Source organism: Azospirillum baldaniorum (assembly GCF_003119195.2).
In the GTDB taxonomy this organism is placed as follows: Bacteria; Pseudomonadota; Alphaproteobacteria; order Azospirillales; family Azospirillaceae; genus Azospirillum; species Azospirillum baldaniorum.
In genome coordinates, this window is sequence record NZ_CP022260.1 from 451,629 (window position 1) to 466,846 (window position 15,218).

Here is a 15,218-nt window from a genome sequence, read left to right on the forward strand (position 1 = left end):
GCCTCAGAACGCGGGTTCCGACGCGCGCGCGGAAGCCGTGGCGGGAGCCTTTGGCGTCGAGCAGGCATCGACCAGATAGACGATGGAACGGTACGGCAAGCCGGAGTGGTCGGACAGGCCGATTTCGCAGGTCCGGCTGTTCGAATAGCCGGCCTTGGCCCCGGCGGGGATGTCCTTGGACAGGTGGCGCAGGGCGTGGGCGTTCAGCTCCGGCGTGGTGAAACCCTTGTCGCCGGCGAAGCCGCAGCAGCCGACATCCTCCGGCACCACCACCTGGGTGGCGCAGGCGGCGGCCACCGCCTTCATCTTGGCATCCAGCCCCATGCGGCGGGTGGAGCAGGTCAGGTGCAGCACCACCGGCTCCGTCTGCTTGGTGAAATTCAAGCGATCCAGCAGATGATCGTGGATGAACTCCACCAGATCCAGGACCTGGAGCCCGGCGTCCTTCAGGTGCTTCTTCAGCCGGAAGGAGCAAGGGCTGGTGTCGAGAACCACCGGGGCCGTGCCGTCGGCGCTGGCTGCCCAGATGGCGCGGACCATCTCCTCCGCCTTGGCGTCGGCCTGGGCGGCGAGGCCCTTGCTCTCCAGCGGCATACCGCAGCACAGCGAGGCCAGCTGCTCCGGATAGGCGACGCGGTAGCCGGCCTTCTGGAACAGCGCCTCCACCTTCACCGGCAGCGGGGTCTTCTCCGGATCGTTGGCGGCGGGACCCATGCTGCGGCTGGTGCAACTCGGCACATAGACGACGGTCGGTGTGTTGGCGGTCGGCGCGTCGGCGGACGCCTTGGCCTGGGGCAGCGGCGTGAAGTTGGTCGGGGTGGGCAGGGCGCGCGGCAGATGCGGCAGGCGCTGGCCGGTGACGTTGCGCAGCTTCTCGAACAGCCCGTTCGCCGTGTCGTCGCCCAGCGTCCGCTTCGCCAGATCGGCCAGCTTCAGGCCGGTGCGGGCAACCGACAGCGCGCCGGCGGTGTGTTCGGCGACGTAGGTGCCGAACCCCTGGGCCATCGTCCCGCGGCGGTCGCCGCGGATCGCCTTGATGAGCAGCCCGGTCTCGATCCCCACCGGGCAGGCGGTGGAACAGAGGCCGCAGGCCGCGCAGGTGTCGATGCCCTGGTAGTCGTAGGCCTCGTGCAGCGCGCCGAGCCGCGCCGCGTCCGCGCCCGTGGCCTCAAGACGCGAAATCTCGCGCCAGCCGACGATGCGTTGACGGGGGGAGAGCGTCATCTTGTGCGACGGGCAGGTCGGCTCGCAGAAACCGCACTCGATGCAGGTGTCCACCAGCGGGTGGGCGGCGGGCATCGCCTTCAGGTTCTTGAGATGCGCCTCCGGGTCGTCGTTCAGGATGACGCCGGGGTTCAGCAGGCCCTGCGGGTCGAGCAGCGCCTTGATCTCCTTCATCAGGCCATAGGCCTGCGGACCCCACTCCATCTCCACGAAAGGCGCCATGTTGCGGCCCGTGCCGTGCTCCGCCTTCAGCGAGCCATCGTACTTGCGCACCACCTGATCGCACACCGCGTCCATGAAGCGGCGGTAGCGGTCCACCTCCTCGTCGGTGTCGAAGGCTTGGGTGAAGACGAAGTGCAGATTCCCTTCCAGCGCGTGGCCGAAGATGATCGCCTCGGTGTAGCCGAATTTCAGGAACATTGCCTGAAGTTCGACCGTCGCCTCGGCCAGCCGGTCGAGCGGGTAGGCCACGTCCTCGATGATGACCGTGGTGCCGACCTTGCGCATGGCGCCGACCGCCGGGAACAGGCCCTTGCGGATCTTCCAGTAGCTTTCGCCGAGCTTGGCGTCGGTGGTGAAGGTGGGCGGGAACAGGGTCTGGGTCTGGGCGATCACCGCGCTGACCGCGGCGATGTTGGCGTCCAGCGCCGCCGCATCCTCGCCGCGGATCTCCACGAGCAGGGCGGAGGCGTCCGGCCCCAGCCCGCCGATGAAGTCCGGCATGCCCGGCTTGCCCTCGACCGAGCGCAGCGAGGCGCGATCCATCAGCTCCACCGCCGAGACGGGCGTCGGCTTCATCAGCGCGACGGCGCGGCAGGCCTCCCCGATGTCCGGGTACATCAGCAGCGCGTTCGCCTTGTGGGCGTGTTCCGGCACCGTGTTGTAGGTGATCTCGGACAGGAAGCCGAGCGTGCCCTCCGACCCGATCATCAGGTGCTGGAGGATCTCGACGGGCTCCTCGAAGTCCACCAGGGCGTTCAGGCTGTAGCCGGTGGTGTTCTTGATGCGGAACTTGTTGCGGATGCGCTCCGCCAGCTTGTCGTCGGCGCGGGTGCGGGCGGCCAGATCGGACAGGCCGGACAGCAGGGCGCCGTGGCTGACGGCGAATGCGGCGCGGCTGGCGGCGTCGCCGGTGTCCAGCAATGTGCCGTCGGCCAGCACCAGCCGCATGGAGGCCAGCGTGCGGTAGCTGTTCTGGGCGGTGCCGCAGCACATGCCGCTGGCGTTGTTGGCCGCGATGCCGCCGATCTTGGCGGTGGCGATGGAGGCCGGGTCCGGACCGATCTTGCGTCCGAAGGGAGCCAGCTTGCGGTTCGCCTCCGCCCCGATGACGCCGGGCTGGAGGGTCACCGTCGCCGCACCCGGCGGGATGGTGCAGCCGCGCCAGCTGTCGCCCAGCAGGACCAGGACGGAATCGGTGACCGCTTGGCCCGACAGGCTGGTGCCGGCGGCGCGGAAGGTCACCGGGGTCTTCAGCTCCCGGCAGAGGTTGAGCAGCCGCACCACCTCGCCCTCGGCCTCGACGATGGCGACGATCTTCGGGATCAGGCGGTAGAAGCTGCCGTCGGTTCCGTAGGCCAGCGTGCGCAGCGGGTCGGTGACGAGGCGTTCGTCCGGCATGAACTCCCGGAGGGCCGCGTGCAGGCGGTCATAGGGCGCGGGCAGCATCGGTTCTCGGGGCCTCCGGATCTGGGACCGCGCGACGACTCCTCCGTGATCGCCGGTCCGGGTTGCGCGTGCTGGGGCGACGTTTGTTTCCGCCCGTCGGACGGACGGCTTGTTGTGTGCCACAGTCAGTACGTCGGATAATCGATTTGCTGAGTGGCCGCAATGGTAAAATGAATTGACCAAACGCAGCGCTGTGATGCTGCAATGCATAAAAAAATAAGGCGGACAAAGAAAGCGGCGCCTCCCGACCGGATGGAAGGCCGAGCGGCGCCGTAGGGAATAAAGCTCGGCAGTGGATGACGCCCCTTCTCCCTGGGGGAGGAGAAGGGGGTTCGGACCTCGACGCTTACGGGATCATCCAGGGCAGGATGTAGGCCTGGATCATGGTGATGACGCCGATGATCGCGACGAAGAACAGGCTGTGCTTCACGGTGAAGCGGAACAGCTCGGACTCGCGGCCGACCAGACCCACCGCGGCGCAGGCCACGGCGATCGACTGCGGGGAGATCATCTTGCCGGTGACGCCGCCGGTCGTGTTGGCCGCGACCATCAGCACGTCGGACACGCCCACCTGCTGCGCCGTGGTGGCCTGCAGGCCGCAGAACAGCGCGTTGCTCGACGTGTCGGACCCGGTCAGGAACACACCCAGCCAGCCCAGGATCGGCGAGAAGAACGGGAACAGGAAGCCCGTGCCGGCCAGCAGCAGCGCCAGGGTCGAGGACAGGCCCGAGTAGTTGGCGATGAAGGCGAAGGCCAGGACCATGCCGATCGAGTAGATCGGGCGCTTCAGCTCGCTGACCGTCTCGACGAAGGTCTTCACGCCGTCGGCCGGGCGCATCTTCAGCATGACCATCGTGATGATCGCGGAGATCAGGATGGCCGTGCCGGTGGCCGCCAGCAGGTCGAGCTTGTAGACGGCGTCGATGGGCTTCGGCGAGGCGACGATCGGGGCGGCCTTTAGGACCAGCTTGTCCAGGCCGGCGATCGGGAAGTACAGCACCGTGTCGGCCAGCGCGCCGCCCTTGACGAACAGGGCCTTGAAGGGCTTCAGGCTCCAGATCGTGACGATCACGGTCAGGATCAGGAAGGGCGACCAGGCCTTGGCGATCTCACCGGCGCTGTAGCTGCGCTGGGCGTTGAACTCGCTCGAGGCCATGGCGCCGACCGACTGCGGCACCGGACCCGACGCCAGCGGGGAGTTGGCGAAGCGGAAGATCGCCTTCGGCTTCCAGAACTTCAGGAAGACGGTGATGCTGACGAGGCTGACCAGGGCGGAGGTGATGTCCGGCAGCTCCGGCCCGATGAAGTTGGCGGTGAAGTACTGGGTGACGGCGAAGGTGCCGCCGGCGACCAGGATGGCGGGCCAGGTCTCGCGCACGCCCTTCCAGCCGTCCATGATCATGATGATCCAGAAGGGCACGAAGACGGACAGCAGCGGAAGCTGGCGGCCGGCCATGGCGCCGATCCGGAACGGGTCGAGCGAGGTGACCTGACCAGCGACGATGATCGGAATGCCCATGGCGCCGAAGGCCACCGGGGCGGTGTTGGCGATCAGGCAGAGACCGGCGGCGTAGAGCGGGTTGAAGCCCAGCCCGACCAGCAGCGCCGCGGTGATGGCAACCGGCGCGCCGAAGCCCGCAGCCCCTTCCAGGAAGGCGCCGAAGGAGAAGCCGACCATCAGCATCTGAAGCCGCTGGTCCTCGGTGATCGACACCACCGACGAGCGGATGATCTCGAACTGACCGGTCTTGACCGTGATCTTGTAGAGGAACACGGCGGCCACGATGATCCAGGCGATGGGCCACAGACCGTACAGGAAGCCGTATCCGGCGGACGCCAGCGCCATGCCGACCGGCATCTTGTAGAAAAGGATGGCGACGGCCAGCGAAATGGCGACGGTGATGGTGCCCGCGACGTGGCCCTTCATGCGCAGCATCGTCAGCGCGATGAAGAAGAAGATGATCGGCAACGCGGCCACAAGTGCCGAAAGCCAAAGGTTACCCGCGGGATCGTAGACTTGTGTCCAGGGCTGCATGTTTCCTACCTATGCCGCAGATTCTCGGTTCTGCGCTTTGGCCAGCGACCATGAGTGGAGCCCGGATCCGCGCGTCTTATCCGGACGCGCGCCGCCTGTCATTCCACGGCCGATCGGTCGTGGAGATCAGTTTTTTTCTTGGGTTGGGCTCCGGTCAAAACTTATGACCAAAGGCTCAGAACGGATACATTGGGTCGCAATGGTTGGCAATAGGGAAAATTCAATTTACCGTCAGCGTCGCGAGAGACTTTTTCTTGCCCGTGGTATTACCACCTGACCCCTCCGATGGTGGCGCGGTCGGGAAACGGTGCCACGGGGCTCGCTGGGGCTGGACGTGCGAAAGCCGTGACGATATCTAACCTTCTGGATCGGGCGGGATTTCTGCGGATGCAGGGCAAGGGGCAAGGCAAGGGAATGATAAAGCCGGCCAAGTTGGCGGACGCCATCGCGGACCATCTGGAGACGCTGATCCGGGAGGGCGTGCTGCGTCCGGGGGAGAAGCTGCTGCCGGAACGGGATCTGGCGCTCAAGCTGGACGTCTCGCGCCCCTCCCTGCGCGACGCGCTGGAAAAGCTGGAGGAGCGTGGGCTGCTCGTCTCCGGGCGCAACGGCACGCACATCGCTCAGTTCCTGGCGCCCATCGCCGCCCCGCTGGCGGCGCTGCTGCAATCCGATCCGGACGCACCGTTCCATTACCTGGAGTTCCGCACCTCCATCGAGGCCGCCGCCGCCAAGCTGGCCGCGCAGCGGGCGACCGACCTCGACCGCAAGGCGATCCGCGCCCTGGCCCAGCGCATGCGCGACGCCCATGGGAAGGATGATCCGTCGGAAGAGGCCGACGTGGACGCCCAGCTTCACCTCGCCTTCTACGAGGCGGCGCACAACACGGTGATGCTGCACATCATGGGCGCGCTGTCGGAAATGCTGCGCAACGACGTGTTCTACAACCGCGACCGGCTCTACACCCGGCCCGGTGTGCGCGACCTGCTGCTGGACCAGCATCTGGCCATCGTCGACGCGGTGCTGGCCGGCGACGCCGAGGCCGCCCATGCGGCGGCGGAGGCGCACGTGATGTTCACGCTGCACACCCTGCGGGAAATCCGCGAGGACGACACGCGGTTGGAGGCCTCCCTGCGCCGCATCGGGCGCACCGACCTGATCGAAACCACCGAACGGGCCTGAGCCCGGTCCGCCTGAGCCCCGTCTGATCGTCCGTCATTCGGGAACCCGAGGGCCATTCTCGGTTTTACACGGCTGTAGGCCAAGGGAGGTCCAGCCGTGCCCACCGCAACGCCATTCGTCGAAACGCTGCCGTCCATCATTCCCTATTGCGGTGCTCCGCCGGTGCCGGACGGGTTCTGGAGCGCATGGAACGGCGATCCGGTCCTGCTGTCCGTCTTCGCCCTGGCCGCCGTGGGATACGCGGCGCTGGCAAAGCGGCATGGGGCGGCCATGGAGCGGCACCAGCCTTGGTGCTTCGCCGCCGGGTGGCTGGTGCTGTTCGCCGCCTTCGTGTCGCCGCTGTGCAACCTGACCTCCGCCCTGTTCTCGGCGCGGGTGGTTCAGCATCTCCTGACCATCCAGGTGGCGGCGCCCCTGCTGGTCCTGTCCTGGCCGATAGGCGCGGTGCGCTGGCCCAACTGGGCGCGGACCCTGGCATCACCCCTGGCCGTTCCGGAAATCGCCTGGGGGCTGTTCGGGCTGTTCCTCTGGGTGTGGCACCTGCCGGGACCCTACATGGCGGCGCTGCGCTTCGACGCGGTGCTGTGGGGCATGCACGCCAGCCTGCTCGTCGGCGCGGTCGCTGCGTGGCGGACGGTGCTGGCCCCGGACGGCCCGGCGATGCGGGGGAGGGGCTTGCTGTCGGCCTTCGGCACCTCGGTCCATCTCGCCATCCTGGCGGCGCTGCTGATCTTCGCCCCGCAGCCGCTGTTCGTCTACCATCTGGACACGACGGCGCCCTGGGGCCTGTCCGCCCTGGCCGACCAGCAGCTCGGCGGCCTCATCATGGGGGTGGTCGGGGCGGCGGTCTATGTGGCGGTCAACCTCTATGCCCTGGCGCGCTGGCTGATGGTGCCCGAGCGGCAGCGCACCTGACGTGACGCTGCGGTTGCCGCCGCAACCCTCACGGACGCGCGGACACCGACCCCGCGGTTCGCAGGCTGAGGGCGTCGTGCAGCGAGGCGGCCAGCGTGCGGGCCACACAGTCGTAGCCGAAGTCGTTCTGATGGATGCCGTCCGGTCCCACCAGATCGTGCATGGCGGCCTGCCGGGTTTCCACCCACTGGCGCATCACCGCGTAGCGGTGGAACAGGCCGACCCCTTCCTCCGCCGCGACGCGGGCGATGCGGGCCTCCATCTCCTCGTGCCGGGGCTTTGCCAGCATGGCCGGGGCGTATTGCAGGTCCATCAGCACGACGTCCAGACCGGCGCCCTTCAGCATCCGCACGCCGCTGCGGATCACCTGTTCCGCCGCGTCGGGATCGTCGCCGCGCAGGACGGTGTTGGCCGCCACCTGCCAGATCACCAGATCGGGGGCCTCGTCCAGTACGTCGCGCTGGAATCGTTTCAGCATGTCGGGTCCGGTCTCCCCGTTGGCGCCCTTGTTGAGGACGGTCAGGGCGAGCCCGGGGTAACGCGCGCCCAGATGCTCGGCGAGGCGCGCCGGGTAGCTGTGCTCCGCTTTGCTGGCTCCGGCCCCGGCGGTGGAGGAGGAGCCGATGGCGACGATGCGCAGCGGCCCGCCGGCGGCCAGAGCCCGCGCGCCGTGCGGCAGCGGAACGGCAAGGTCGGCGGTCTGAACGGACACGGCGCAGGCCGCAGCCCCTGCCGGCTCGGGCTTGGCCGTCAAGCCGGCGAGGAAAGGGGCGAGGGACAGCAGGGCGGCTGAGAGGACGGCGGCCCTCCGGCCACGGGTCCGGGGGGCGGGCGTGCCTGTCACGGAGCGGGTCTCCCGGCGCGGTCGATCATGGTGGACACGGTGTCGGCCAGGATGCGGCCGAGGCAGCGGTGGACGAACTGGTAGGCCTGCAGCTTTTCCTCCTTGGAGTCGGGGGCGAAGCCGACGCGGCCCTCCTCGAACCAATGCCGCATCATCTCGAAACGGGGGAAATGGACCACGTCGCTGTTCTGCGACACCCACTCCACATAGTCCAGGTAGGGCTGGAAGGTGATGAGCTGGGTCGTCTGGGGGCTGTACTGCATGTCCATCAGGATCACATCGGCGCCGCGCCCCTGGGCTGCCGCGATTCCGTGGCTCAGAGCCTCCCCGAAGCGGTCCGGCCCGATGTTCCGCATGGCGTCCGCCGTCCCCACCTGCCAGACCAGCAGGGAGGCGGCGGAGGAGGCCAGTTCCCGGTTCAGGATGGGCAGCATCTCCTGCGCGGTCGCCCCCGGCGCGTTGCGGACGGTCACGCTGACCTTGCGGTCGGGCAGCCGGGCCGCCAGTTCCTTTTCCAGCAGGGCCGGATAGGCGGTGTCGGGTCGCGAGCCCGCCGAGTTCAGCACCAGGATGGGCAGCGCGCCGCCGCGCTTCAGCCGTTCCCAGGCGCGCGGCAGGGCGCCGTCGATGGTGTAGACGGTTTCCGGAACGGCGCAGGGATCGCTGGGCGTCTCCGACGCCGCCTGCGCGACGCCCATGCCGATGGTGGCGGTCAGTCCCGCGAGGACGGCCAGGGTCAAGACGGTCGCGCGCTTCATGCGCTCGGGTCCTTGGCTGGGGCCATTGGGGCGTCAGGGACCAATGGGGCGGCGGGTGCCGCGGGCGGGGCGGATGCCGATTGGCGTGGCGGCCGTCCCACGGACTGATACCAGGTCAGCACCCGCGCGGCGGCCACCATCACGGCGATTCCGGCGAGTGTGACCGAAAACTGGGCCAAAAGCGAGGCGGACCAGTGGTTCAGCACCGTCTGGCCGGCGAAGGACAGGAAGATGCCCAGGCAGAAGACCTGAAGCGACTGCCGCCCGCACAGGATCACCGGCGCCAGCGCCGGCCAACGCAGCCACGCGCTGTCGAACCGCGCGATCTGAAGAACGACGTAGGCCAGCGCGCAGAAATGCGCGAGCCGCAACAGGTCGAGGTCGGTCTTGCTGATCGGGTAGAGGATATCCGCCAGCCACACCGGCATCAGCGCGGCCATCGGCGCGACCTGCCAGGAGATCACCAGCAGCAACGAGGCGAACAGATACCCTCCCGCCAGCCACAGCAGCGCCATCCGCCGCGTCGTCAGCGCGGCCGCCACCTTGGGCAACCGCTGCATGGTGGCCCCCAGCACGAACAGGAGCTGCCAGGCGAAGGGGTTGAAGAACCAGACGCCGCCGTCCGGATAGGTCGGCAGGTTCCAGTCCAGGACGCGCGCCACCGTGTAGAGCGTGACCGACCCGGCCAGCAGGGCCAGCGGCCAGCGCCGCAGCACCGGCAGCACCACCGGAAGGGACAGCAGCAGGACGATGTAGAGCGGCAGGATGTCCAGGTTGGCCGGCCGGAACTTGAGCGCCAGCGCCTGGACCAGCGACACCGCGGGATCGGCGAAGAAACCGGCGATGCCCATTTCCTCGGTGAACAGGGGGTTGTCGAAGACCCGCGCGGTGTAGGCGACCTGCGCCGTGAAGGCGATGAAGAGGAAAAGATAGGCGATGTAGAGCGTCCAGCAGCGGTCCAGCACCTTGGCCGCCGCGAACCGCCAGCCGTGCTTGTCCAGTATCCGTGAATAGACCAGCGACGATGTGTAGCCGGAAATGAAGACGAACACCTCGGTCGCATCGCTGAGGCCGAAGTTGCGCATCGTCACCCAGGCGATCTGATTGCCCGGGATATGGTCCACGAAGATGAACCACAGGGCCAGCCCACGGAAAAAGTCCAATCGAAGATCGCGCATCCCGCCCGACGCCACCGCCTTGTCCCGCTCTGGTTTCGTGTGCGGTGCACCGTGGCACGGCGCCCCGGTCTTGGCAATCGGCGTCCCGCACAGGGCCACAGCGGCCGCATTTGGGCTTTACCGGACCCGGCGAGAAGAGGGGGGAGTCAAATTCAAGCGTCGGCTTCAAGCGTCGGCGTCGGCCTTGCGCACCCGCACATGGCTGTCGTGGAAGGCTGCGCCGCCGAAGGGCGCCACCGGGTCGGCGCCGGTCAGGCTGTTGATGCCGCGCCCGCCCTCGTGCGCCGCGTTGGGCCAGATCGATTCGGCGATCACCACGCCCCGCCGCACCCCGTCGAACAGCCGGGCGTGCAGGAGCACCGCGCCGCGACCGTTGGCGGCCTCCACCCGGTCCCCCTCCGCGATGCCCAGCGCCGCCGCGTCCTCGGGGTGCAGCATCAGGCTCGGCCGGCGTTCCCGCCCCGCGGAGGTCGGGGTTTCGGTGAAGCTGCTGTTCAGGAAGTTGCGGGCCGGGGCGGTGACCAGCCGGAAGGGATGCTCGTCGTCCGCCTCCTCCGTCACCGCCCAATGGTCGGGGAAGGTCGGCATGGCTTCGACCGGGCCGAAGGTGGACGGCGCGGCGTAGGGCACCTTGGGCCAGTCCGGTTTCAGGCGGAACTTGCCGTCGGGCCAGTGGAAGCCATTCACGAAATGCGCCGTCTCGAAACCCGGCTGCACGTCGAGGAAGCGCTGGGTTTCCAGCGCCTCCAGCGTGCCGTGGCCGGACGCCCGCAGCGTGGCGTCGATCAGTTCCCGCTCGGTCATGGCGAAACCGGGGTGTGAGTCGCTGCCCAGCCGCCGCGCCAGCTCGCCGATGACGGCGTGGTTGGGCCGGCAGTCGCCGGGCGGATCGACCAGCTTGGGTCCGAGCAGGATGTGCTGGTTGCCGCCCGCCTGATAGAGGTCGTCGTGCTCCAGGAACATGGTGGCGGGCAGCACGATGTCGGCCATGCGGGCCGTCTCGGTCATGAACTGCTCGTGCACGCAGACGAACAGGTCGTCGCGGGCGAAGCCGCGGCGCACCCGCGCCTGATCGGGGGCAATGGTCACCGGGTTGGTGTTCTGGATCAGCAGCGCCGTCACCGGCGGGCCGCCGGCCAGTGCCTCCGCATCGCCCTCCAGGATGGGGCCGATCCGCGACTGGTCGAGCATGCGCACGGACGGGTCGCGCAGGTCCAGCCCTTCGATCAGCGTCTTGTTCCAGCCGTAGATGCCGCTGTTGGAATGGAAGGCGCCCCCGCCCTCGACCCTCCAGGCGCCGCTGACCACCGGGATGCAGGAGGCGGCGTGCATGTTCACCGCACCGTTGCGCGAACGGGTGAAGCCATAGCCCAACCGGAAATAGCTGCGCGGAGTCCGTCCGACCAGCCGGGCGAAGGCCTCGATCTCCGCCGCCGGCAGGCCGGTGATCGCCGCCGCCCATTCCGGCGTCCGGCTGGCGAGATGCGCCTCCAGACCGGCCGGGTCGTCGGCGTGGCTGGCGAGATAGGCGCGATCGGCCAGCCCGTCGCGGAACAGCACATGCATCACCGCGCAGGCCAGCGCCCCGTCGCTGCCCGGACGGATCAGCAGCGGGATGTCCGCCTGCTCCATGGTCGGCGTGCGGTAGACGTCGACCACGGCGATCTTGGCGCCGCGCTCTTTGCGGGCGCGGACGGCGTGGGTCATCACGTTGACCTGGGTGGAGACGGCGTTGGTGCCCCAGATCACCACGAGGTCGGACTTGGCCATCTCGCGCGGATCGGCCCCGGCCAGCTTTCCGGCGCCGGCCAGCCAGCCGGCCCAGGCCGGGTTGGTGCAGATGGTGGCGAAGAAGCCCGACCAGCGGCGGGCGTGGCGCAGCCGGTTGATGCCGTCGCGCTGCACCAGCCCCATGGTGCCCGCGTAATAGTAGGGCCACACCGTCTCCGGCCCGTGCCGGCGCTCCGCCTCCAGGAACTGGTCGGCGACGATATCCAGCGCCTCGTCCCAGGAGATCGGCGCGAACTGGCCGGAGCCCTTGGGGCCGATGCGGCGCAGCGGCTGGGTCAGCCGGTCGGGGTGGTGCACCCGCTCGGCATAGCGGGCGACCTTCGCGCAGATCACCCCGGCGGTGTAGCTGTTGTCGGCGGCGCCGCGGATGCGCCCGATGCGACGCTCGTCCAGCACCTCGACCTCCAGCGCGCAGGTGGAGGGGCAATCGTGCGGGCAGGCCGATGCTTGCAGGCGGGGAGTGGTGCGGTCGGACATGGTTCTACAGATGGGTGCGGAAGGGTGTCAGGGAAGGGCGGCGGTGCTGTGCAGCGTCACACGCAGGCCGCCGTGCGACACCGACGGGCCGGACGGCTGGAAGGGCAGCCCGGTCGCCTGGGCCAGCGACGCCTCGTTGGTGACGAGGCCGACCCGCCAGCCGGAAAAGCGCGACAGCAACGTCTGCCCCAGCGCGCCGTAGAGGGCGAACAGCGGCTTCTTCTCGCCGATCCGCGCGCCGTAGGGCGGGTTGACGATGACGAGGCCCGGCGGACCCTCCGGCGGCATAAGGTCGCTGACCGCGTGCTTCTGGAAGTCCGTCAGGGCGGCGACGCCCGCCCGCTCGGCGTTGGCGCGGCTCATGGCGATGGCCCCGCCGTCGCGGTCGCTGCCGTAGAAGCGGACGGCGGGCGCGGTGCCCGGGCTCCCTGCGGAGCGCATCGCTTGCCACGCCGCGCCGTCGAAGGAGGCGAGCTGTTCAAAGGCGAAGCGGCGGCTGCGGCCGGGGTGCAAGCCGGCGGCGATCTCCGCCGCCTCGATGACGAAGGTGCCGGAGCCGCACATCGGATCGACCACCGGCTCGGTGCCGTCGAAGCCGCAATGGTGCAGGAACAGGGCGGCCAGCGTCTCGCGCAGCGGGGCCTTGTGGATCTCCTCTTTATGGCCGCGCTTGTGCAGGGACTCGCCCGACGTGTCGACGCTGATGGTGCAGAGATCGTCGTCGATGCGGGCCTTGATGGAGACTTCGGCTTCGGCGGAGATGGGGACGCCCAGCTCCTCGGTGATGGCGCGCTCGATGCGCTGGGCGGTCGCCCCGGCGTGGTAGATGCGCGAGCCCTTGCAGGACGCCTCGACGCGGACCGGTACGTCGGGGCGCAGGACCTCGGCCCAGGGCACCCGGCGCGACCGCTTGTCGAGCTGGGCGAGGTGGAAGGCGCGGAAGGAGGCGACGCGGGCCAGCACGCGGGTCGCCCCGCGCAGTTCCAGGTTCGCCCGCCAGACCTCCGGCCAGCCGCCGCGGACGGTGACGCCGCCCTTGATGGCGGTGGCGTCGCGGAAGCCCTTGGCCTTCACCTCCGCGCAGAGCACGGATTCCAGGCCCGGCGCGGTGACGATGAAGATTTCGAAATCGGTGCCGGTACGGTCGGCGGCGGCGGTGTCGCTGGTCATGGCCCCTAGATATCCCGAAGCCCCGCCGCCTTCGACATCTTTCTAACAGACGGCTCCCTAACAACCGGCCTTGCCGATGGCGGCGGTCAGCCGCTCCTAGCCGGCGCGGGTCAGATGCACCGGGTCCTTGTGGAGCGGGCAGGCGTCGCGCAACGGAGCGATTTGGCAAATCATTCGTCCCGACCAGAATCAGCGGGGGCCTCAACCCCATGCCTGGCCCGGAGGACTGCCGCACCCGACACAGCAGGTTTCTTATGGTGTTGCCCCCGGCCCCGAAATTCATCGGCTCCGCGCCGAGGCGCTTCCCACGGTGTCGGACATAATCCCCGCCTGAGGACAGCGGTCAGATGGCGGCGGCGGGAAACGCCTCCTCGCCGCTGATGCGGTGGCGGAACGCCCGGCTGAGGTCGGCGAGCAGGCGGTGCTTCCACACCTCGAACAACGGGTCGGCGCGATCGCGCGGGCGCGGCAGCGGCGGTGTCGCGATGGTCAGCACGCGGCCCGGACGGGGCAGCATCACCACGACGCGGTCGGCCAGGACAAGCGCCTCCTCGATGTCGTGGGTGACCAGGATCAGCGTCGGGCGGTCGTAGGCCCACAAGCTGAGCAGATGATCCTGCAGGTCGTAGCGGGTCAGCGCGTCCAGCGCCGAGAAGGGCTCGTCGAGCAGCAGGACCGAGGGCCGCCCGACCAGCGCGCGGGCCAGCGCCGCGCGCTGGGCCATGCCGCCGGACAGTTCGCGCGGCCACGCCCCGGCGAAGTCGGCGAGGCCGACGCGCGCCAGCGCCTGCACCGTGCGGGCCTCCCGCTCCGCCTTCGGCAGGTGGCGGATGCCGAAGGCGACGTTGTCGCGGATGCGCAGCCAGGGCATCAGCCGCGGCTCCTGAAAGACGAAACCGATCTCGTCGCGCGGGCCGCGGACCGGCCGGCCGTTCAGCAGGACCTCCCCGGCGGTCGGCGCCTCCAGCCCGGCGATCAGCCGCAGCAGCGTGCTCTTGCCGCAGCCGGAGCCGCCGACGACGCCGAGGATTTCCCCCGGCGCCACCTCCAGCCCGATTCCCTCCAGCGCCAGATGGCCGTTGGGGTAGCGCTTGCTCACTCCGTCGATGCGCAGCATCGGCTCAACCCTCCGGCTTGAAGGAATCCTGCCAGCGCAGGAGCGGGCGGGACAGGGCGGCCAGCAGCCCGTCGGTCAGCTTGCCAAACACCGCGAAGGCGACGATGGAGGCGAGGATGGTCGCCGGCTGGCCGGTCATCTGCCCGTCGGTCAGCAGGAAACCCAGCCCCTCGCTGGCCCCCATGAACTCCGCCGCCACCACGAACATCCAGCCGAGCCCCAGCCCGGCGCGCAGCGCCAGCGCATAGGCGGGCAGGGTCGCCGGCAGCAGGATGCACCACACCAGCGCCGGCCCCGACAGGCGGAAGATGCGCCCGACCTCCACCAGCTTGCGGTCCACGTCCAGGATGGCGCCGGACAGCGCCAGATAGATGGGAAAGAAGACCCCGACCGCGATCAGGATGACCTTCGACGTCTCGAAGATGCCGAACCACAGGATGAACAGCGGCACCCAGGCGATCGACGGGATGGAGCGCAGCGCCTGCAGGGTGGGGTCAAGCAGGCGGCGCGCCCAGCTCAGATAGCCGGTGAGCGCCCCCAGCACCGTCCCCGCCAGCACCCCGAACAGGAAGCCCAGCCCCACCCGGCCCAGCGTCGCCAGCACATGGGTGATCAGGTCGCCGGACCGCCACAGGCCCCACAGGGTGGACAGGATGCGGCTGGGCGGCGGCAGCAGGCGCCCATTGGCCCAGCCCTGCGCCACCGCGACCTCCCAGCCGAGCGCCAGGGCCAGCGGGACGATCAGGCCGGCCAGCCAGTCCAGCCAGCGGCGGCGCGGCGCTGGACCGGATGCCTCCGGAAGGGAAACGGCGCCCGATTCTTGCCGGTCCAGCGCCGGTTCGATGACGGCCACGGAACC

General features: G+C 69.2%; 11 protein-coding genes. 2 read left to right on the forward strand and 9 right to left on the reverse strand.

Annotated elements, in window-relative coordinates; all coding sequences use genetic code 11:
• Positions 1-3: 3 nt before the first annotated feature.
• On the reverse strand, positions 4-2,892 hold the full coding sequence (locus Sp245p_RS28635) for an FAD-binding and (Fe-S)-binding domain-containing protein (RefSeq protein ID WP_014242363.1): 2,889 nt from the start codon (positions 2,890-2,892) through the stop codon (positions 4-6).
• Positions 2,893-3,238: 346 nt separating this feature from the next.
• Complete coding sequence (gene lldP / locus Sp245p_RS28640; RefSeq protein WP_014242364.1) at positions 3,239-4,927, reverse strand: L-lactate permease; 1,689 nt, start codon at positions 4,925-4,927, stop codon at positions 3,239-3,241.
• Between the two features lie 414 nt (positions 4,928-5,341).
• Here lldP and Sp245p_RS28645 point away from each other — a divergent pair, with 414 nt between their 5' ends.
• Together Sp245p_RS28645 and Sp245p_RS28650 are read left to right on the forward strand one after the other, a co-directional pair.
• Positions 5,342-6,109, forward strand: coding sequence for an FCD domain-containing protein (locus Sp245p_RS28645; protein WP_041813596.1), 768 nt, complete (start codon positions 5,342-5,344; stop codon positions 6,107-6,109).
• Between the two features lie 96 nt (positions 6,110-6,205).
• Positions 6,206-7,024 (forward strand): cytochrome c oxidase assembly protein, encoded by an 819-nt coding sequence (locus Sp245p_RS28650; RefSeq protein ID WP_014242366.1) that lies wholly within the window; start codon positions 6,206-6,208, stop codon positions 7,022-7,024.
• A gap of 28 nt (positions 7,025-7,052) precedes the next feature.
• On the opposite strand, the gene Sp245p_RS28655 is transcribed toward Sp245p_RS28650, so the two are convergent.
• The 7 genes from Sp245p_RS28655 to Sp245p_RS28685 form a co-directional block, all read right to left on the reverse strand.
• Positions 7,053-7,868: an SGNH/GDSL hydrolase family protein gene (locus Sp245p_RS28655; protein WP_014242367.1), complete on the reverse strand. Its 816-nt coding sequence runs from the start codon at positions 7,866-7,868 to the stop codon at positions 7,053-7,055.
• Positions 7,865-8,626, reverse strand: coding sequence for an SGNH/GDSL hydrolase family protein (locus Sp245p_RS28660; protein ID WP_014242368.1), 762 nt, complete (start codon positions 8,624-8,626; stop codon positions 7,865-7,867). Before Sp245p_RS28660 ends, Sp245p_RS28655 begins: the two co-directional genes overlap by 4 nt.
• Positions 8,623-9,789: an OpgC family protein gene (locus Sp245p_RS28665; protein ID WP_246119827.1), complete on the reverse strand. Its 1,167-nt coding sequence runs from the start codon at positions 9,787-9,789 to the stop codon at positions 8,623-8,625. Before Sp245p_RS28665 ends, Sp245p_RS28660 begins: the two co-directional genes overlap by 4 nt.
• 180 nt (positions 9,790-9,969) lie before the next feature.
• A complete protein-coding gene (locus Sp245p_RS28670) occupies positions 9,970-12,072 on the reverse strand; it encodes a molybdopterin-containing oxidoreductase family protein (RefSeq protein ID WP_014242370.1) in 2,103 nt (700 codons plus the stop codon).
• A gap of 27 nt (positions 12,073-12,099) precedes the next feature.
• Positions 12,100-13,242, reverse strand: a complete 1,143-nt coding sequence (locus Sp245p_RS28675; protein WP_109139126.1) for a THUMP domain-containing class I SAM-dependent RNA methyltransferase — start codon at positions 13,240-13,242, stop codon at positions 12,100-12,102.
• A 343-nt stretch (positions 13,243-13,585) separates the two neighbouring features.
• A complete protein-coding gene (locus Sp245p_RS28680; protein ID WP_109139127.1) occupies positions 13,586-14,359 on the reverse strand; it encodes an ABC transporter ATP-binding protein in 774 nt (257 codons plus the stop codon).
• A gap of 4 nt (positions 14,360-14,363) precedes the next feature.
• Complete coding sequence (locus tag Sp245p_RS28685) at positions 14,364-15,212, reverse strand: ABC transporter permease (RefSeq protein WP_014242374.1); 849 nt, start codon at positions 15,210-15,212, stop codon at positions 14,364-14,366.
• Positions 15,213-15,218: the final 6 nt, after the last annotated feature.